At 71.4% G+C, this 18,916-nt stretch carries 15 protein-coding genes and 1 pseudogene; 7 read left to right on the top strand and 9 right to left on the bottom strand.

The annotated features are described in order from the left end of the window. Positions 1-29: 29 nt before the first annotated feature. Positions 30-1,004, top strand: a complete 975-nt coding sequence (locus KALB_RS18365; protein WP_025357178.1) for a quinone oxidoreductase family protein — start codon at positions 30-32, stop codon at positions 1,002-1,004. Here KALB_RS18365 and KALB_RS18360 read toward each other — a convergent pair. The 3 genes from KALB_RS18360 to KALB_RS18355 are packed head-to-tail and all read right to left on the bottom strand — an operon-like array spanning position 989 to position 5,099. Next, positions 989-4,255: a GH92 family glycosyl hydrolase gene (locus KALB_RS18360; RefSeq protein WP_025357177.1), complete on the bottom strand. Its 3,267-nt coding sequence runs from the start codon at positions 4,253-4,255 to the stop codon at positions 989-991. The genes KALB_RS18365 and KALB_RS18360 overlap by 16 nt on opposite strands. Then, positions 4,231-4,446: a hypothetical protein gene (locus KALB_RS46560; protein ID WP_148309518.1), complete on the bottom strand. Its 216-nt coding sequence runs from the start codon at positions 4,444-4,446 to the stop codon at positions 4,231-4,233. Before KALB_RS46560 ends, KALB_RS18360 begins: the two co-directional genes overlap by 25 nt. Before the next feature lie 26 nt (positions 4,447-4,472). Then, a complete protein-coding gene (locus KALB_RS18355) occupies positions 4,473-5,099 on the bottom strand; it encodes a DUF6801 domain-containing protein (RefSeq protein ID WP_042220510.1) in 627 nt (208 codons plus the stop codon). Between the two features lie 203 nt (positions 5,100-5,302). Between KALB_RS18355 and KALB_RS18350 the strand changes: the two genes are divergently transcribed. Beyond that, positions 5,303-6,058, top strand: coding sequence for a GntR family transcriptional regulator (locus KALB_RS18350; RefSeq protein WP_025357175.1), 756 nt, complete (start codon positions 5,303-5,305; stop codon positions 6,056-6,058). Here KALB_RS18350 and KALB_RS18345 read toward each other — a convergent pair. The 5 genes from KALB_RS18345 to KALB_RS18325 form a co-directional block, all read right to left on the bottom strand. Next, positions 6,045-6,794, bottom strand: a complete 750-nt coding sequence (locus KALB_RS18345) for a sulfite exporter TauE/SafE family protein (protein WP_025357174.1) — start codon at positions 6,792-6,794, stop codon at positions 6,045-6,047. The two genes, KALB_RS18350 and KALB_RS18345, sit on opposite strands and share 14 nt — an antisense overlap. Beyond that, complete coding sequence (locus tag KALB_RS18340; RefSeq protein ID WP_236650283.1) at positions 6,791-8,140, bottom strand: MBL fold metallo-hydrolase; 1,350 nt, start codon at positions 8,138-8,140, stop codon at positions 6,791-6,793. The genes KALB_RS18345 and KALB_RS18340 overlap by 4 nt, the downstream gene beginning before the upstream one ends. After that, a complete protein-coding gene (locus KALB_RS18335) occupies positions 8,137-9,330 on the bottom strand; it encodes an NAD(P)/FAD-dependent oxidoreductase (RefSeq protein ID WP_025357172.1) in 1,194 nt (397 codons plus the stop codon). The genes KALB_RS18340 and KALB_RS18335 overlap by 4 nt, the downstream gene beginning before the upstream one ends. Positions 9,331-10,539: 1,209 nt before the next feature. Continuing rightward, positions 10,540-11,064 carry a PadR family transcriptional regulator gene (locus tag KALB_RS18330; protein WP_025357171.1) on the bottom strand — a complete coding sequence of 175 codons (525 nt, stop codon included), beginning with the start codon at positions 11,062-11,064 and terminating at the stop codon, positions 10,540-10,542. Next, entirely contained in the window at positions 11,064-13,028 is a 1,965-nt protein-coding gene (locus tag KALB_RS18325; RefSeq protein WP_148309517.1) for an ABC transporter ATP-binding protein, read from the bottom strand. Before KALB_RS18325 ends, KALB_RS18330 begins: the two co-directional genes overlap by 1 nt. Before the next feature lie 138 nt (positions 13,029-13,166). Here KALB_RS18325 and KALB_RS18320 point away from each other — a divergent pair, with 138 nt between their 5' ends. The 5 genes and pseudogenes from KALB_RS18320 (at position 13,167) to KALB_RS18300 (ending at position 17,366) form a co-directional block, all read left to right on the top strand. Next, the gene (locus KALB_RS18320) at positions 13,167-13,895 is read left to right on the top strand and encodes a 4'-phosphopantetheinyl transferase family protein (RefSeq protein ID WP_158510767.1); all 729 of its coding nucleotides are present in this window, start codon (positions 13,167-13,169) and stop codon (positions 13,893-13,895) included. A gap of 174 nt (positions 13,896-14,069) precedes the next feature. Continuing rightward, positions 14,070-14,879, top strand: a pseudogene (locus KALB_RS18315) (metallophosphoesterase family protein); the annotation flags it as partial. A 1-nt stretch (position 14,880) separates the two neighbouring features. Then, positions 14,881-16,080, top strand: coding sequence for an MFS transporter (locus tag KALB_RS18310; RefSeq protein ID WP_025357167.1), 1,200 nt, complete (start codon positions 14,881-14,883; stop codon positions 16,078-16,080). Further along, a complete protein-coding gene (locus tag KALB_RS18305) occupies positions 16,080-17,015 on the top strand; it encodes a TolB-like translocation protein (protein WP_030111213.1) in 936 nt (311 codons plus the stop codon). Before KALB_RS18310 ends, KALB_RS18305 begins: the two co-directional genes overlap by 1 nt. 78 nt (positions 17,016-17,093) lie before the next feature. After that, complete coding sequence (locus KALB_RS18300) at positions 17,094-17,366, top strand: hypothetical protein (RefSeq protein WP_025357165.1); 273 nt, start codon at positions 17,094-17,096, stop codon at positions 17,364-17,366. On the opposite strand, the gene KALB_RS18295 is transcribed toward KALB_RS18300, so the two are convergent. Then, a complete protein-coding gene (locus tag KALB_RS18295) occupies positions 17,363-18,802 on the bottom strand; it encodes a peptide ABC transporter substrate-binding protein (RefSeq protein ID WP_025357164.1) in 1,440 nt (479 codons plus the stop codon). The two genes, KALB_RS18300 and KALB_RS18295, sit on opposite strands and share 4 nt — an antisense overlap. Between the last annotated feature and the right edge of the window lie 114 nt (positions 18,803-18,916).

Below are 18,916 nucleotides of genomic sequence, written 5' to 3'. Positions count from 1 at the left end.
ATCAGGTAGTTCGTCACGAGGAGGCACGGATGCGGGCGGTGCAGGTCCAGACCACGGGTGGCCCCGAGGTGTTGCGGGCGGTCGAGGTCGACGATCCGGTGGCGGGCGAGGGCCAGCTGCTGGTGGAGGTCGCGGCCAGCGGGGTCAACTACATCGACACCTACCACCGGACCGGGGTCTACCCGCTGCCGCTGCCGTTCACGATCGGCCTGGAGGGCGCGGGCACGGTCGTGGCGGTCGGCGAGGGCGTGACGCGTTTCGCCGTGGGCGACCGGGTGACCTGGGCCAGCGCGCCGGGCAGCTACGCGGAGAAGGTCGCCGTGCCGCAGGACCAGGCGGTGGCCGTGCCGGACGGGGTGGCGCTGGACGTGGCGGCGGGCGCGATGTTGCAGGGCCTGACCGCGCACTACCTGACCGCCTCGACCTATCCGGTGCAGGCCGGTGACGACGTGCTGGTGCACGCCGCGGCCGGTGGCATGGGGCTGCTGCTGACCCAGCTGGTCAAGGCCCGTGGCGGCCGGGTGATCGGCACGGTGTCCAACGCGGAGAAGGAGAAGCTGGCCCGCGAGGCCGGTGCGGACGAGGTCATCCGCTACACCGAGGTCGAGGTGGCGCCGGAGGTGCGCAGGCTGACCGGCGGCGAGGGTGTGGCGGTGGTCTACGACGGGGTCGGCAAGGACACCTTCGACGCCAGCCTGGACAGCCTGCGGGTGCGCGGGGTGCTCGCCCTGTACGGGGCGGCCAGCGGCCAGGTGCCGCCGGTGGACCTGCAACGGCTCAACAGCGGCGGGTCCCTGTTCGTGACCCGGCCCTCGCTGGGCCACCACCTGCGCACCCGCGAGGAGCTGGAGTGGCGGGCCGGGGAGGTGCTCGGCGCGGTGGCCCGCGGCGAGCTGACCATCAGCATCGGCGCGCGCTACCCGCTGTCCGACGCCCGCCAGGCCCACGAGGACCTGGAGGGACGCCGGACCACGGGCAAGGTGCTGCTTCAGCCCAGCGCGTAGCTGAACACGTGGGCCTCACCGCCAGTTGTGGTGGCGGGCAAGGTGATCGTGCGGACCTGCTTGCCCGGCGTCAGCGTGATCGGCGCCGTGGCGAACAGGTAGGCCTTGTAAGGCCGTTGCAGGCGGAACATGTAGCGCGGGAACGCCGAGTTCACGTACGGGGTGGTGGCGACGACCGCGTTGCCGAACTGGGGCTGTTCGGTGCCGCCCTTCAGCAGCCACTCGGACAGCCCCAGGTCGGCGGTCTGCGTGCTGCCGTCGGTGTAGGTGATCGTCACCGTGCCGTGCGCGTCCCCGCCGACCGCGGCGCCGAGGAAGGACAGCTTGGTGGCGCCCGGTGAGTCGGGGGCGGTCAGCGTCTGCCCGGCGGCGACCACGTTGTCCGGGTTGCCGCCGGAGGCGCTGGCGGGCCAGGTGAAGGCGAGCCCGTTGGCGTTGACCTGCTTGCCTGGCTGGACCCCGGCGGCGGCCAGGGCCTGCGCCGAGTAGGAGAAGCCGTAACCACCGGGGTACAGGTCGGTGGTGCCGAAGTCCCCCAGCCAGACCTTGCTGTCCTCGGTGACCCCGGTGTTGCCGTAGCTGGCGATCATGCTGCCCGGCTTGCCGATCGTCACGCTCAGCCGCGCCGCGAGCTGCCCACCGAAGGCCACCGGCACGGTTGTGCTGCCCTGCTTGGTATCCGCACTCGCCCGCAGGTGGATCTCCTGCTGCGCCTTGCCGTTCGAGCCGACCGTCAGCGTGCCGCTGCTCGGGGTCACGGTCACGCCCGCGGGCGGATTCGCCTGCCAGGTCACGGTTCCGCTGCCGGTGATGCCCTCAGCGGTGACCGTCGCGCTGGTGGACTGCCCGCCGGGGTCGAGCACCACGGAGCCCGGTCCGACCGAGCCGCGCACCGGCACCTCGCCCTCGCGGAAGGACGGCGGGGCGTCGGCCGCGGCGGCGCCCCAGCTCGTGTTGGGCGTGGCCGCCAGCGCGTAGTCCAGGGTGCCGCCGTCGACCGCGAAGGACTCCGGCAGCCAGGCCTTGCCGGTGCTCTTGCCGTTGACGCGCAGGGACTGCACGTACTTGCCGTCCCCTGCGGAGTTGATCGTGATGCGCTGGCCGGAGCCGCGGGTCACCGTGATGTGCGGGAACATCGGGCTGGCCAGCACCAGTTCGGCCCGGCCGGGCGCCTCCGGGTACATGCCCAGCGCCGCCCACACGTACCAGGCCGAGGTCGCGCCGAGATCGTCGTTGCCGGGCAGGCCGTCCGGGGTCGGCTTGAACAACTGCTCAGCCGATCGGCGCACGAGGTCCTGCGTGCGATACGGGGCGCCCGCGTAGGCGTACTCCCACGGCACCTCGAAGGAGGGCTCGTTGGCCATGAAGGCGTAGGGCTCGTCCGCGCTGGTGTTGAGCTTGGTGAAGAAGGTGTCCAGGCGCCGCACCGCCGCCTTGTCCCCGCCCATCGCGTCGAACAGGCCGCGCACGTTGTAGGGCACCATCCAGGTGTACTGCGCCGCGTTGCCCTCCTGGTAGCGCATCTCCTGGTGGTTGGCCGGGTCGAACGGGGTCAGGAACTGCCCGTTGCGCAGCCGGGTCTGCAGGTAGCCGCTGGCCGGGTTGTAGACGTTCTCCCAGTACTGCGCCCGCTTCATGAACTCCTGGTGCACCTGCGACTGCCCGAGCCGCTGGGCCAGCTGCGCGATGCCGAAGTCGGCGCTGGTCTCCTCCAACATGTCCGAGACGTTGTCCGGGTGGTAGCCCAGGGTCAGGTAGTCCCAGAGCCCGGGCCGCTCCAGTGCCCGCTCCCCCGCCTGCTGGACCCGTGTCGCCCCGCGCACCATCGAGGCCAGCGCGCCCTTCACGTCGAAGTCCTTGGCGCCGAAGGCAACCGAGCTCGCGATCATCGAGTGGTACGGGTCGCCCGCCATGACGCCCATGAAATCGTTGTTCTGCGACCAGCGGTCCCAGATGCCCCCGGCCTGCGTGGCCTGGTTGTACAGCGACTGGGAGATGTCCGAGGTCTCGTGCGGGGCCAGCAGCGCGAGCAGTTGGATCTCGTCGCGGTAGACGTCCCAGCCCGAGAAGTTCGCGTACTGCGCGTGGCCGGGCGCGGCCCGGTGCACCTTGTTGTCGAACCCCGTGTACCGCCCGTCCACGTCCGAGAACACGTTGGGCTGCAACAGGCAGTGGTACAGCGCGGTGTAGAAGGTCGTGCGCTGGTCGGCGGTTCCCCCGCCGATCCGCACCTGGTTCAACCGATCGTTCCACTGGCGGCGCGCCTGCTGCCGGACCTGGTCGAACGAGCGCTCACCCTGTTCGGCCGACAGGTTGCGCCGCGCGCCGTCAGCGTCCACATACGACAGTCCAACTCGGACGTTCACCGGCCTGTCCTGGGCGAAGGTCAGGTACGCACCCGAGCCACCGTCCGCCGTGACCACCTGCTTGTCCCAGGTCGCCTTGCTCAGGTTGCCGCCCTGCGCGCTGGTCGCGCCCGGCTTGACGGCACCGTCCTGCCACACCCCGTACGCCGTGAACGGCTGGTCGAACTTCGCCGTGAAGTAGGCCCGGTACTTGTTCGGCCCCGCACAGAAGTGCCCGCTGGACACCCAGCCCGACACGGTCCGGTTCGCGGGGTCGATCGTCACCGCGGCCTCGTCACTGCCCATCGCCGAGTCCGCGACGTCCACCAGCAGGTTCGCCGTCTTGCCCGCGGGGAACGCGATCCGCCCCAGCCCGGTGTGCGTGGTCGCCGTCAGCTCGGTGGTGACCCCGGCATCGGTCGTGACCTTGTAGTACCCCGGCGAGGCGCTTTCCCTGTCGTGCGAGAACGTGGCGTAGTAGTGCGCCTGGTCGGCCGCCGGTGAGGTCGTCACCTCGCCCGCGTATGGGATGAACGGCAGGTCGCCCGCTGCTCCGCCGCAGCCCGCACCGTTGAGGTGCGTGAGGCTGAAGCCCCGCAGGCGGTTGTCCTCCCAGGCGTAGCCGCCGTCCCGGTCCCGGCTGTAGTACCGGCCCGTGCCCTGCGGCGCCTTGGGCTGCAACGGGTTGTCCGGGCTCCACTGCACCATGCCGAACGGCACGTCCGCGCCGGGGAAGGTGTCCCCGGCGTAGGTGTTGCTCTCGGCCTGCTCGCCCGCCTTCGCCCCGACGAACGGGTTCACCGCGGCCGCCAGGTCCTGCCAGGCCTCGGTGTCCGCCGAGACCGGCGCGGCGACCGCCCCCAGCAACAGGGTCGCGGGGATCAGCAGCCCCAGTGTTCGACGCATCCCAGGGTGTTCCCTTCAGCAACGGTGACAACGTTGTCAGGACGGCTGGCGGCGACCCGGGAAGACAACCAGCCACCGAACACCCCGTCAAGGATCCTGTCCAGTACCGGACCCACCCGGTCATCCCGCGCACACCAGCAAGTCATGAACGTGCCGTTCGAGACATTTAGTGTCTCGAACGGCACGTTCATGACATCACCGCGGGCTGGCTGGGGGCTCAGCTCACGGTGATGGTGGCCAGTGCGACGTCCTGTCCGGGGTCCAGGGAGCACTGGGGGTCGAAGGTGCCCAGGCCGGTGGGCGTGCCGTCAGCCTTCTTCGGCGTGATCTGCGCGGCGAAGGTGCTGCCGAGCGCGAAGGACACCTGACCGGCCGCCTTCGGGGTCAGGCCGGGGATGGGTCCGCTCAGCGTGAGCGAGGTGGGGCCGGTCTCGGGAACCGGGCTGTTCGGGATGGCCAGGCCGTTGAGGGTCACCCCGATCTCGGTGTCGTTGATTTTCACGTCGACACCGGCGGAGGCCTTGTCGCCCTCGACCGTGGTGGCGCCAATGAGCCGCAGACCGGCGGTGGCATTGTCGGGCAGGGTGAGTCCGACACTGAAATCGGTGGGCTGAATGACCGATCCCACCGCGACCGAATCGGGGAAGGTGATGGCCAGGACGGCATTCACCTGCTGCTGGCCGATCAGCGGGAAGTTGCAGGTGTAGGTGAGGTTCTTGGTGACGGACCCGCTGGTCCGAACTGGTGCGGCGGCACTGGTGGCGGCAGTGGTCAGCGCGGCGAGCGCGAGGGCGGCAACCAGTACCGGAATTCTATGTCTGAACACAGGTGTCTCCTCAACCACGCACAGGGGAAGTGATCGATCTCACCGATGGCAGTGACGTTACCAACACGTATCGCGACCGGCAACAACCAATTTTGTTGTCACAAAGCGCGAATTCACGAATAGCGTGTTGACCGAATGGGACAGAGATGCGCCCTGCGGCGGGCGTGGGGCAGCACCTAAGCTGTGCGGCGGCAGAGGTTCCCGCGCGGGAAGGTGGTGTGGTGGCGGCAGGTCAGCTGGACCGGACCGGCTCGGTGCCACTGTGGCGGCAACTGCGCGAGGACCTGCTCGGCAGGCTCGGCGCGGGCGAGTTCGGCGAGCAGTTCCCCGGGGAACTGGCCCTGGCCACCGAGTACGGCATCAGCCGGTACACCGTGCGCCAGGCCCTGCACCAGCTGCGCGCCGACGGCACGGTCACCGCCGAGCGCGGGCGCCAGCCGCGGATCGCCCCGCCCGCGGAGATCCGCCAGCCGCTGGGCGCCCTGTACAGCCTGTTCGCCTCGGTGGAGGCGGCCGGTCTGACGCAGCGCAGCGTGGTGCGGATCTTCGACCAGCGCGCGGACGCACTGGTGGCCGAACGGCTCGGACTGGAGGCCTCCGCCCCGCTGGTCTACCTGGACCGGCTCCGACTGGCCGGGGAGGAACCCCTGGCGCTGGACCGGGTGTGGCTGCCCGCCGCGCTGGCCGCTCCCCTGCTCGGCGCCGACTTCACCCGCACCAGCCTGTACGCGGAACTGGCCGCACGCACCGGGATCCGGCTGGACAGCGGCCGTGAGGACGTGCGCGCCGTGCTGCCAACCGCGGCTGAGCGCGCGCAACTGCGCTGCCCGCAGGGCACGGCGGTGTTCGCGGTGAACCGACTCAGCCGCGCCGGAGACGTGCCGGTGGAGTGGCGGCACACGGTGGTACGCGGGGACCGGTTCGCGCTGACCGCCGAGTACTCCGCGGCCACCGGCTACCGGCTCACCGGGGCCTGACCGCGTCCACCAGCATGAACGCGGCCACCGCGAGCAGCAGCACGGCGAAGGCCCTGCGCAGTGCGGTACCGCTGAGCTTGGCGGCCAGCCGCTTGCCGTCCCAGGCACCGAGCACGGCGGCACCGGTGAACGGGGCCAGCGCCGACCAGTCCAGCGCGGTGTGCGCGGTGATGAGCCGGGCGCCCAGTGCTGCCACCGAGTTGACCGCGATCACCAGCAGGCTGGTGCCCACGGCGGCCCGCATCCGCAGTGACAGCACGGAGACCAGCGTGGGCACCACCAGGAAACCGCCGCCGACCCCCAGCAGCCCGGTCACCGCGCCGAGCCCGGCACCCGCGCCGAGGGCCATCGGCGCGCCGGCGCGGTGTACGGCCGGGCTTTCACCGCGCAGCATGGTGATCGCGGCCAGACCTGCCAGCACCGCGAACGCCGCGGTCAGCACCGCGTGCGGCAGCTGGCGCGACACCACGGAGGCCGCCACCGCGGGCAGCAGCCCGGCCGAGGCGAACACCAGGCCGGTACGCCACCGCACCGCACCGGCCCTGGCGTGGGTGCACAACGCGGTCAGCGAGGTCACCGAGACGATGACCAGGCTCGCGGTGGCCGCGTCGTTCGGGGCGACCCCGACCAGGTAGGTCAGCGCGGGCACCGCGAGCACCCCGCCACCTCCGCCGAGCGCGCCCACCGCCAGCCCGATCACGGCCCCGGCGGCCAGCGCCAGCAGCAACGCCGTCACCTGACCGGGAACCCCGCGTCCAGCCAGGCGCCGAACCCGCCCCTCAGGTCGGTCACCGAGGTGAACCCGTTGGCGCGCAACCAGGACGCGGCGGTCGAGGAGCGGTTGCCGCTGGCGCAGTACACCAGTGTCGGCCGTTCACGGTCCAGCTCGGCGACCCGGGAGGTCAGCTCCGGCAACGGGATCAGCTGCGCGCCGGGGATCGAGCCGGTGCCCGCGATCTCGCCCAGGCCGCGCACGTCGACCACGTGGAACTCGGGCAGCCGACCGGCCAGTCCCTCGGCGGTGGTCCGGTCGGCGGTACGCAGGCCGCCCGGCCCCAGCTCGTCGGCGAGGTGGCCCAGTACACCGTCGAACCCGATCCTGGCCAGCCGGGTGCGGGCCTCCCGCCGGGTGCCGGGCAGCCCGACCAGCACGATCGGGTCGGTCGGTCGCAGCACCTGCCCGGCCAGCTCGGCGAACCGGCCGCCGAGCCAGATGTTGACCGCTCCGGCGCGGTGCCCGGCCGCGAACTCCTCGGGCTCGCGGACGTCCAGGATCACCGCGCCCTCGGCCCGCTCGGCGGTCACCGGCTCGACCGGCTCCTGTTCGTCCAATGTGGACCGGTTCTCGCGGTTGCGTTGCGCGGTGTAGGAGAAGTACTGCGGCACAACAGGTTGATCGACACCCACTGCGCGCACGAACTGGTCCTCGGTCATCGGGGCGAGCGCGTAGTTGGCGAGCCGCTGCTCACCGATCGTGCTGCTCGTGCTGGCGGACAGGTTCCTACCACAGGCCGAGCCCGCACCGTGCGCGGGGAAAACCCTTGTGGCGTCAGGGAGAGTGAGCAGCCTGTCGTGGATCGAGCGGTACAGCGCCCTGGCGAGCCGCTCGGCCGACCAGCCACGAGCACCCAGCAGGTCGGGTCGCCCGACGTCGCCGACGAACAGGGTGTCCCCCGTCAGCACGCCGAAGGGTTCGGGCCCACCGGTCCAGACCACGGCGCAGATCGACTCCGGGGTGTGGCCGGGGGTGTGCCGGATCTCCAGTTCCACCTCGCCCAGTGCGATCCGCGCGCCGTCCGCGAGCCGGCTGATCGGGAAGTCGACCTCGGCCTCGGCCCCGTAGCAGATCCGCGCCCCGGTGGCCCGGGCCAGTTCCAGGTGGCCGGACAGGAAGTCGGCGTGCACGTGGGTCTCCAGCACCAGCTCGATGTCCAGGCCGCTCTCGCGCGCGTCCGCCAGGTACTGGCCGATGTCGCGCTGCGGGTCGACCACCACCGCCCGGCCGGTGCCGCGATCGCCGACCAGGTAGGAGGCGTGCGAGAGGCAGTCCAGGTAGTACTGCCGGAACACCAAGGGGTTCACGCCACACCCCGCAGCATCAGGTTCCAGTAGAACCACGGCAGGCCGTGTCGCTTGAGGTACCACATGTCGGTGCGCTCCTTGGCAGTGTTGATCAGCGGGAAGGACGGCCGCGGGCGCATCGAGTAGTCGAACTCGGCCAGCACCACCTTGCCGCGTGCGGTGGTCAGCGGGCACGAGGCGTACCCGTCGTAGCGGGCGACCGGTGTGCCGCCCCGCATCGTGGCGAGCAGGTTGGCGACCACGACCGGAGCCTGCTTGCGCACGGCCGCACCGGTCTTGGACGTCGGCGCGGAGCAGACGTCACCGAGCGAGAAGACGTTGGCGTACCGCACATGTCGCAAGGTGTGCCGGTCGACCTGCACCCACCCGGCGGGGTCCTGCGGATCGGTGAGCGGACCGCCCTTGAGCCAGTCCGGCGCGCTCTGCGGCGGCACGAGATGGGCCAGGTCGTAGGGCAGTGCCGTGGTGGCGCCGGAGGTGTTGTCGCGCACCAGGAGTTGGCGCGTGTCGGCGCGGACCTGCGTGACCTCACTGGACAGGTGCACGGTGATGCCGTAGCGGCGGACGACCTCGCCGAGGACTCGCCCGTACTCGGGGATGCCGAACAGGGCGGGGGTCGGCAGCACCAGGTGGATCTCGATGCGGTCGAGTAGGCCCGCCCGGCGCCAGTGGTCGGCGGCCAGGTAGGCGATCTTCTGTGGGGCGCCCGCGCACTTGATCGGCCCCGGCGGCATCGCGAACACGGCGGTGCCCGAGCGCAGATCGCGCACGAACCGCCAGGTCCTGGTCGCCAGCTCGGCGGTGTAGTTGCTGGACACGCCGTCCCGGCCGAGTGTGTCGGTGAGACCGGGGATGGCCGCCCAGTCGAGTTGGATGCCCGGGCACACGACCAGGTAGTCGTAGTCCAGGACCTGCCCGTCGGCCAGGCTGACCTCGCGCGCCTCGGGATCGATGCCGGTGGCGCGTCCGCGGACCCAGCGCACCCCGCGTGGCAGCACGGCGCTCTGCGGCCGGGCGCTGGCCGACACCGGGGCGCGTCCGCCGCCGACCAGGGTCCACAGCGGCTGGTAGTGGTGCGTGGCCGAGGGCTCGATCAGCACTACGTCGCGCTGCCCCGCCCGGCGCAGTCGCGCGGCCACCGACATGCCGGCGCTACCCCCGCCGACGATCACGACCCGGTGCCTGTCCATACATTTAAAGTACGGACATTTGTGGCCCGACTCAACCCGTGCGTGTCGGACGCTCCGGAACCGCGTGTCGGCGCTGGCCGTACGGTGTGTTGGCGCTTCCGGTACGGCGTGTCGGCGCTGGCCGTACGGCGAGTCCCGCTCAGGAGCACGCGAGTCCCGCCGAGCCGACGACGAGTCCCGCTCAGCGGGGTCGGAGCTCGGAGCGGGTTCGGTCGGCAGGACTCGCGTGCTGCGGAACGGGACTCGTTGTGCTGGTCAGCCGGACCGCAACGCCCCGATGGGCGGACCCGCGCACGGCAGGTCGGGACTCGCGTGGCCCAGAACGGGAGTCGGCCGCCGCCTGTGGGATTCGCGCCCAGTACGCCGGGACTCGGGGCACGGCGGGCGGGACTCGCGCGCCCGTGGACGGGACTCACACCCCAGTGACCGGGACTCGGGCCCACGTGGGCGGGACTCGCGCGCCGATGGGCGGGACTCGCACGCCCTGGGGGGCGGGACTCGGCCCGAGGGGCGGGAGTCACACGCCCCAGAACGAGACTCCCGCCCTGGTGAACGGGACTCGGGGCACAGCTGGCAGGACTCGCGGCCCCGTGGACGGGACTCCTGCTCCCGTGGGCGGGACCCATGCGCCGGTGAACGGGACTCACGCCCCGGCGGACGGGACTCACACGCCGGTGAACGGGACTCGCGCGCCCGTGGGCGGGACTCGCGCGCCGGTGAACGGGACTCGGGCCCATGTGAGCGGATTCGGGCACGGCGGGCGGGAGTCACATACCCAAGAACGGGACTCGCGCCCCAGTGACCAGGACTCCCGCGCCGGTCGACGGGACTCACACCCCAGTAACCGGGACTCGCGCCCCCGTGGACGGAACTCGCACGCCGGTTGACGGGCTCCTCCTCCCATGGGCGGGACTCGCGCGCCGGTTGACGGGACTCACGCCCCAGCGGGCGGGCCCCACGCGCCGCCGCGAACGGAACTCCCGCCCCAGTGAACGGGACTCGCGCGCCAGTGAACGGGACTCGCGTGCCCCAGAACGGGACTCGTCCACCTCAGCACGGGACTCACGCGCCGGTCGACGGGACTCACACCCCCGCGAGCGCAACTCACCGCACCGGAACGTCCAACACGCGCGACCGGAACGTCCGACACGCGCCACACGAAACGCCGACACGCGGCACCGGGAGCGCCGACACGGGGGGGCGCTGGGGTTAGTCGGGGCGGGTGGCGATGCGGGTCGCGGCCTCCTGGCTCCAGCCGAGCATGGCGTCGGTCATGCGCAGGGTGAGGTCCAGCGCCAGGTTGTGCGAGCCGTGCGGCGGGGACATGCGGGCACTGCGCTCCATCACCGCCACCAGGCCCGCCCGCTGCTCGGTCCACACCTGGACCTCCCGCTCCAGCACGGCGAGCGCGTCGTCACGGCAGAGCACCGTGGACAGCAGGAACGCCCGCAGGTAGATCTCACTGCGCATGGTGCGGTCCGGCTCCACCTCGACCAGCCAGCGACGCAGCTCCTCGCGGCCGAACTCGGTGATGGCATACGTGCGCCGCCCGCGGGCGCCCTCCTCGACCACCTCGACGTGCCCGTCGGCGGCGAGCCTGGACAGCTCGGGGTAGAGCTGGTGGCTGCGGGCGTTCCAGATGCCGCGCAGCGTGTACTGGAAGTGCTTGGCCAGCTCGTAGCCGCTGCTCGGCGAGAAGTTGAGCAGCCCGAGCAGTGCGTGCCGCAGCGACATCACGCCTCCTTCGCGGCGGGCGCGTCCAGGTACGCCGCGGCCTGCAGGGTGAACAGGTGCGCGTACTGGCCGTCGACCCGCATCAGCTCGGCGTGCGTGCCGGACTCGACGAGCTCGCCGCCCTGGAGGAACAGGATCCGGTCGGCCTGGCGCACGGTGGAGAACCGGTGCGAGATGTACAGCGTCGTGCGACCGTGCGAGAGCCTGCGCAGCCGCGCGAACAGGTCGTACTCGGCCTGGGCGTCCAGCGCGGAGGTCGGCTCGTCCAGCACCAGCAGCGGGGCGTCACGCATGAAGGCCCTGCTGAGCACCACCTTCTGCCACTCCCCGCCGGACAGGTTGGCGCCCTCGTTGAACCACCGGCCCAGCGGGGTGTCGTAGCCCCGTGACAGCCCGGTGAGCAGCTCGTCCGCGCCACCGGCGGCCGCCGCCGACTCCACGCGGGGCCGGTCCTCGACCCGGCCGAGGTCGCCGAGGCCGATGTTCTCCGCGGCGGTGGCCTGGTAGGTCACGTAGTCCTGGAACATGGCGCTGATGTGCAGGCGCAGGTCATCGGGGTCCAGCTCGCGCAGGTCAACGCCGTCGAGCAGGATGCGGCCCCCGGTCGGGTCGTACAACCGGCACAGCAGCTTGAACAGCGTGGACTTGCCCGCCCCGTTGCGGCCCACGACGGCGGCGGTCTCGCCGGGCCGGATCTCGAAGCTGACGTCGGACAGCGCGGGCCGCTCGCTGCCCTGGTAGCTGAAGGAGACGTGCTCGAAGACCACGTGCCCGCGCACCGGCTTGGGCAGCTCGCGGGGCCGCTCGGGGCGGGTGATCGTCGGCTCGGTGGCCAGCAGCTTGTACAGGTTGTCCAGGTACAGGTTGTTCTCGTACATGCCGGTGGCCCCGCTGAACAGCGCGGACACCGAGCCCTGGACCGAGCTCGTGGCCTGGGTGAACAGCAGCAGGTCGCCCAGGGTGAGCCTGCCGTAGACGGCCTCCAGCGCGATGTAGAGGTAGGTCAGCGAGCCGGTCAGCGTGGTGAGCATGCCCCAGCCGGTGCTGCGCAGGGTGCGCTCGGTGGACAGCTTGCGCTGCCGCGCGAAGTAGACCTTGCCCAGCTGGCGGAACCGGTCCACGAAGTAGGGCCCGAGCCCGAAGAGCTTGACCTCCTTGGCGTCCTCGTCGGTGGTGACCAGCCTGCCGAGGTAGTCCATGCGGCGGCGGATCGGCGAGGTCCACAGCGCGAACCGGTAGGTGCGCAGCCCGTACCGGGACTCGGCGATGAACGCCGGGATCGGCGCGAGCACCGCGACCGCGGCCAGCAGCGGGCTGATCGTCAGCAGCAGCGCGATCATGCTGCTGAAGGTGATCAGCGTGCGGATCAGCCCGAACGCCCCGTTCATCATGGACATCGGGCGGCTGGGCGCCTCCTGCTGGGCCTGCCGCAGCAGGTCGTAGGAGGCGGAGTCCTCGAAGAAGGCCAGGTCCAGCTTGCTGGCGTGGTCCATCACCTTCAACTGGATGGTGTGCGACACCCTGTCCTGCAACAACCCCTGGCTGACCTGGGACACGGTGTTCATCACGGTGGTCACGGCGGTCAGCAGCAGCTGGAGCACCGCCACCGCGATGATCATCTGCACGGTGTCCAGGGTGAACGGGCCCAGCACCGCCTGATCGGGCAGGTGCTGGGTGTGCACGAGTACCGCGTGGGTGACCGAGTCCAGCAGCAGCTTGGCCATGTAGGCCGTGGCCGCCGGGCTCAGGCCGCTGATCACGGTGGCCAGCGCGAGCCAGGTGGTCAGCCAGGGCCCGGCCTCCCAGGACAGCCGCACCACCCGGGGCAGCCCGCGCAGCACCGCCGAGACCGACTGCCGCAGCCGGGCCCACCGCGAGCGCAAGTCGTTGTCCTGCTTGGGTTCCTCCGGCTCCGGGATGTCCACCGAGCCGGTGAGCCCACTGTCCGGCACGGTGCTGATCATCGCGCGCCGACGAGCGCCTCCTCGCGCCACTCCCCCACCAGTCCTTTCCGACCTGTCGAGTTCGACTGGTCAGACGGTACCCGAATGCCCCCGGCACGTCACCGGAATAGTCGCCCGCCCGTCCCGTACCTTGTGATCGTGAGTTCCAGCCCCTTGCACGACGAGGAGTGCCAGGTCTGGTGGGCACGGCCCGACCAGGTCGACGAGCAGCGCATGCTCGCCGTGGTGAGCGAGGCCGAGCGCGCGAGGGCCCAGCGCTACCACCGCCCGGTGGACCGGCTGCGCTCGCTGACCGGCTGCTGGCTGCTGCGCACCGTGCTGGCGGCCAACCTCGGGGTGGACGCCAGGCAGGTCGTGCTGGACCGCACCTGCTCGGACTGCGGGCTGCAACACGGCAGGCCCCGGCTGCTCTCCGGCATGGGCGTGCACCTGTCGGTCAGCCACGCGGGCCAGCGGGTGGCCGTGGCGATCACCCGGCTTGGCGAGGTCGGGGTGGACGTGGAACACCTGCGCACCGACGGGCCGCCCTTCGACGAGGAGCTGGCCGAGAACACGCTGAGCGCGCAGGAGCTCAAGGCCCTGTTGGCGGCTGCGCCCGAGGACCGGCACACCGACTTCCTGCGGCTGTGGGTGCGCAAGGAGGCGCTGCTCAAGGCCACCGGGCACGGCCTGCGGCTGCCGATCGACCAGGTCGAGGTGAGCCCGGCCGACCAGGAACCGGCCCTGCTGCGCTGGCCGCTGCCGCGCCCGCCGGAGCAGGTGCGCATGGCCGCGCTGGACGCGGGCAGCGAGCACCTGGCCGCCGTGGCGGTGCTGACCGGCTCCCCGCTGACCGTGCGGGAACTGGGCGCCTCCACTCTGCTGTGAGGCTTGCGCGGCCGCCGAAAATTGGTTAAGAAGGTTTCCTAACAGTAAGTCTTCACTTGCCGCCGCCCCGGCCAGTACGGAGACGTCATGACCCTGCGAACACTCGCCACCGCCCTGTCCGCGACCCTCGCGCTCGCCGCACCCAGCGCGCACGCGGGTACCACCTACACCGTCGCAGCCGCCGGAGACATCGCCGAGCGGTGCAAGGCCAGCGACAGCAAGTGCATTCACCCCAAGACGGCCGCGCTGGTCAGCGCCATGAAGCCCAGCGCCGTGATCACCATGGGCGACAACCAGTACGACGACGCCCACCTGTCCGACTTCAAGAAGTACTTCGACACCACCTGGGGCAAGTTCAAGTCGATCATGCACCCGGCCCCGGGCAACCACGAGTCCTACGACGACACCCCCGAAGCCGGTTACAAGGCCTACTTCGGCTCGATCGCGACCCCACAGGGCAAGACCTACTACAGCTGGAACCTGGGCAACTGGCACTTCATCGTGCTGGACTCCAACGAGTTCGTCACCCACGACGACTTCAGCGCCGCGGAGTCGGCGCAGATCAGCTGGCTGCGCAAGGACCTGGCCGCCAACTCCGGGCACTGCCTGGCCGCCTACTACCACCACCCCAGGTTCAGCTCCGGCGACCACGGGGACAACATGGACAGCGCGCAGCTCTGGCAGATCCTGGTGGACAGCAAGGTGGACCTGGTCCTCAACGGGCACGACCACGACTACGAGCGGTTCGTGCCACAGGACGCCAAGGGCAAGCCCGATCCCGCCGGACCGGTGGAGATCGTCGCGGGCAACGGCGGGGCCGACCCGTACAAGGTGCACTCCGAGCACGCCACCACCGCCAAGCTGCTGGCCAACACCTTCGGCGTGCTGCGGCTGACGCTGACCGACAACACGTTCAGCACCCAGTTGGTGGGGCTGGACAGCAAGGTGAAGGACGCCAGCCCGACCTACACCTGCCACCACTGAGGTGTACCTGGCATCGACCCGCAGCCCCGTCTCCGGACGGGGCGGCGGTCAGGTCGCACGCACCGTGTTCGCGCTCGGACTGGTCAGCCTGATCACCGACGTGTCCAGCGAGATGGTCAGCTCCGTGCTGCCGCTGTACCTGGTGCTCGGGCTCGGGCTGAGCCCGTGGCAGTTCGGCTTCCTGGACGGGGTGTACTCCGGGGTGACCGCGCTGGTGCGGGTGCTCGGCGGGCACCTGGCCGACCGCTTCGGGCGGCTCAAGCTCGTCGCCGGGGTCGGCTACGCCCTGTCCGCGGTCAGCAAGCTCGGGCTGCTGGCCGCGGGCGCCTCCCCGGTGGCGCTGGGCGCGGTGCTGGCCGTGGACCGCACCGGCAAGGGCGTGCGCACGGCCCCGCGCGACGCGCTGATCTCGTTGAGCAGCAAGCCCGAATCCCTCGGCAGGGCCTTCGGTGTGCACCGCGCGATGGACACCGCGGGCGCACTGCTCGGGCCGCTGGTGGCGATGGGCGTGCTCTGGGTGGCGGTCGGCCGCTACGACGCGGTGTTCGTGGTGAGCTTCTGCTTCGCCGCGCTGGGCGTGCTGGCGCTGGTCGTGACCGTGCGCGACCACGAGCCAGGGCAGGCACGCCCCGCACCCCGCGTGCTGCTGTCCCTGCTGCGGCACAAGGGATTGCGCCGGATCTGCGCCTGCGCGGCGCTGCTCGGGCTGGTGACGATCAGCGATTCCTTCCTGTACCTGCTGTTGCAGCGCCGGTGGGAGCTGGCCGCCACGTACTTCCCCCTGCTGGCAATGGGTACCTCGGTGTCCTACCTGCTGCTGGCGGTGCCGCTGGGCCGGCTGGCCGACCGGATCGGCCGCTGGCCGGTGTTCCTCGGCGGGCACCTCGCCCTGCTCGCCGCGCTGCTGCTCGCGCTCGGCCCGTGGGCGGGCTGGCCGGTTCTGCTGCTGCACGGCGCGTTCTACGCCGCCAGCGACGGCGTGCTGATGGCGGCGACGAGTCCGCTGCTGCCAGAGTCGCAGCGTGCCAGCGGCATGGCGGTGGTGCAGACCGTGCAGGCAGCCGCCCGCAGCGCGTCCTCGGTGCTGTTCGGCGCCGCGTGGACGGTGTGGGGTCCGGAGGTGGCGCTGGCCGTCATCGCGGTGGCGCTGGCAGCGGCAGTGGGTGTGACGGCAGTGCTCCGACCGGTGCGAGGTCAGTGATGAAGATCCTGTTGGCGGTGCTCGCGGTGCTCGCGCTCGTGGGCGGCGGCACGCTGTACGTGCTCAACGCGCGGCAGGAGGTGCAGGCGGACAGTGTTGTGACAGCGGTGATAACGCCGGAGCAGCTGCCGTTCCGGGACAAGTCCGGGCAGGTCGCGCTCGCGCCGCGCACCGATCCCGGTGGCCAGCGGACGCTGACCGGCCTGCACTGCGATCGGTTCCACTTCGCCGCGAAGACCGCGGTGTGCCTGCGCGTCCGGGCCGGTGCGTTGACGCCGACCACGGACGTGATCGTGCTGGACGAGAAGCTGCACGAGCGCCAGCGCGTGGAGATCCCCGGCACGCCCAGCCGCGCACGGGTCTCCCCCGACGGCCGCATCGTGGCGTGGACCGCGTTCGTCACTGGTGATTCCTACGCCACTACGGGTTTCTCCACCCGTGCCGGGCTGCTCGACCTGTCCGACGGCCAACTGGTCAAGACGATCGAGGAGTTGCCGGTGCTCAAGGACGGGCGCCGCTACTTCGCCGCCGACGTCAACTACTGGGGCATCACCTTCGCCAGGGACAACGCCACCTTCTACGCGACCATGGCCAGCAAGGGGTCCACCTACCTGGTGCGCGGGGACTACCCCAGTTATCGCGGCAAGGTGTTGCGGGACAACGTGGAATGCCCCTCGCTGTCACCGGACGGCTCGCACCTGGTGTTCAAGAAGAAGGTGGCCGAAGGAGACCAGCCCTGGCGGCTGTACACACTCGACCTGGCCACGATGCGCGAAACCCCACTCGCCGAAACGCACAGCGTGGACGACCAGGCGGCCTGGTTGGACGAGCACACCGTCCTGTACGGGCTGGGCGGGGACGTGTGGGCCGTGCCCGCCGACGGCAGCGGTGCCCCGCGACAGCTGATCGCGGGCGCCTCCTCGCCCGGGGTCTGACCGGCGCGGCGATGCCGCGGTGACGGTCGGCGCCCAGACTCGGTCGCGCAGGAGCACGCCGTCCCGAGGAGGACCGCCATGTCCGATCTGATCACCGCCTGGCTGCGCACGGTCGTACCGGGCCTGTGGGCCTCGCTGCTCGGCGTGCTGGTGGCGCACGGGCTGCTGCCCGCCTCGCTGGTGGACCAGGCCACGGCGCTGGGCGGCACGCTGACCGTGGCCGCGATCGGGCTCGCGCTGGCCGTGTGGAAGTACGTCTGGTCCACGGTGGAGCACCACCTGCCGCCGTGGCTGACCGCGATCCTGTTGGGCAGCAACAAGACCCCGACCTACTCCCAGGCCAGCTCCTAGGCCACCGACACACCCGCGAGGCCGATGCCGCCGAACGGCGTCGCCGCCACGTCGTGCAGTCGCTCCGACCACACCGCGTGACCGTGCGCTGTCCACAGTGGAACAGCGGGCAGGTCGCGGACCAGTTGCGCCTCGACCACCCGGCAGGCGCGGCCCAGTTCCTCCGGGGAACCGGCGCCGTCGGCCGCGGCGAGCAGGTCGGCGAAGCCCTCGTCGGCGTAGCCGGTGGCCTTGGCGATCGCCGCGAACAACTCGTGCGGGCTCGGGCTCGCCAGCGACACGGTCAGCGCGAAGGGCCCGTCCGCGTCGGCGATCGTGACCGGCACACCCAGCACCCCGTGCACCTGCTCGCCCATCGGCTTGGCCCACACCTGGTCGCCAGCGGCCACGCGAACCGTTGCGGCACCGGTGAACCCGGACTGGCTCACCAGCGCCTTGGCCGCCGCACCATCGAAGACGCAGGCCCGGCAGGCATCCCCGGCCGGGCCGGGCGAGTCGGCGGGCGGCAGCACCCCGCGCGCCGGGTCGACCTGGCTGCCCAGCGGGCCGGCCGCCAGCTTCGCGCGGTCCACCGCCAGCGCGAACCCGTGCCGCACCGTCGGGTCCTCGAAGCGCTTGTCCGCCACCGGGAACGCCAGGTACGTCGCCTCCGGCAGCGCCCACATCGCGTGCCGGTCCGGGAAGTCGGTGTGCATCGCCCCGTGGCGGTCGCCGGGGACCTCGGTGGCCAGGTCCAGTTCGCCCGCCTTGACCTGGTCGTACTGTGCGGACGGGTCGCCGACGCGCAGGTCCACCTCGTGTGCCTTGCCGGGCACGTCGGCCACCCGCACCAGCGTGCCGCCCTGCCCTGGCCGCCAGGGTGCCGTGAGCCGGAACGGCCCGTTGCCCACCGGCTGGCGCGCGAACCCCGCCCAGTCGTGCGAGGTCAGCACGGACGCGGGCAGCGGTACCAGTCCCGGCGCCGACAGCACGGCGGGCACCTGGCCGAACGGCCGCTCCAGGGTGAGCGCGATCGTGGTGTCGTCGGGCGCGGTGATCTCCTTGGCGCGCAACGTGTCCGCCAGCAGGGCGGCGGTGGCCCAGTGGCTGGCGGAGATCGCCTGCCAGGTGTCCACATAGGACTTCGCAGTGACCGGCGTGCCGTCGTGGAACCGCCCACCGGGACGCAGCCGCACCACCCAGTGCACCTGGTCGGTGCTGGTGATCGACTCCGCGGCCCGGGGCGTGAGCTTGCCGCTGGCGGGGTCGTAGTCGGCCAGCGGGGTCCACAGTGCCGAGGTGACCAGCCGACCGGCCTGGTCGCGAACCTCGGCGGGCAGCAGGGTGGCCGGTTCGCGCAGACCCGCGGTGAGCACCCCGGGCTGGGACACGGTGGAGGTGCAGCCGCTGAGCAGGAGCAGGGCGAGGACCGGAGCGGCGAGGACGCGCAGACGCATGGAACTGTCATAGCAGCAACAGCATCCGACGAAAGCAGGTTGTAGGCGGCTGACTACCGAACGTAGAGTGCGGACGTCTCTCAGGGAGGTCCGTGTGCGCAGCCGACTGCTCCG

The organism is Kutzneria viridogrisea DSM 43870, assembly GCF_000525635.1.
Classification (GTDB): domain Bacteria; phylum Actinomycetota; class Actinomycetes; order Mycobacteriales; family Pseudonocardiaceae; genus Kutzneria; species Kutzneria viridogrisea.
Note: the sequence above shows the minus strand (reverse complement) of the source record. Positions and strands in the feature narration are given on the sequence as shown.

Coding starts and splice junctions, on each gene's coding strand:
- KALB_RS18365 (WP_025357178.1), top strand. CDS start 30: ATGCGGGCGGTGCAGGTCCAGACCACGGGTGGCCCCGAGGTGTTGCGG.
- KALB_RS18360 (WP_025357177.1), bottom strand. CDS start 4,255: ATGCGTCGAACACTGGGGCTGCTGATCCCCGCGACCCTGTTGCTGGGG.
- KALB_RS46560 (WP_148309518.1), bottom strand. CDS start 4,446: ATGAACGTGCCGTTCGAGACACTAAATGTCTCGAACGGCACGTTCATG.
- KALB_RS18335 (WP_025357172.1), bottom strand. CDS start 9,330: ATGGACAGGCACCGGGTCGTGATCGTCGGCGGGGGTAGCGCCGGCATG.
- KALB_RS18330 (WP_025357171.1), bottom strand. CDS start 11,064: ATGTCGCTGCGGCACGCACTGCTCGGGCTGCTCAACTTCTCGCCGAGC.
- KALB_RS18325 (WP_148309517.1), bottom strand. CDS start 13,028: ATGATCAGCACCGTGCCGGACAGTGGGCTCACCGGCTCGGTGGACATC.
- KALB_RS18305 (WP_030111213.1), top strand. CDS start 16,080: ATGAAGATCCTGTTGGCGGTGCTCGCGGTGCTCGCGCTCGTGGGCGGC.
- KALB_RS18300 (WP_025357165.1), top strand. CDS start 17,094: ATGTCCGATCTGATCACCGCCTGGCTGCGCACGGTCGTACCGGGCCTG.
- KALB_RS18295 (WP_025357164.1), bottom strand. CDS start 18,802: ATGCGTCTGCGCGTCCTCGCCGCTCCGGTCCTCGCCCTGCTCCTGCTC.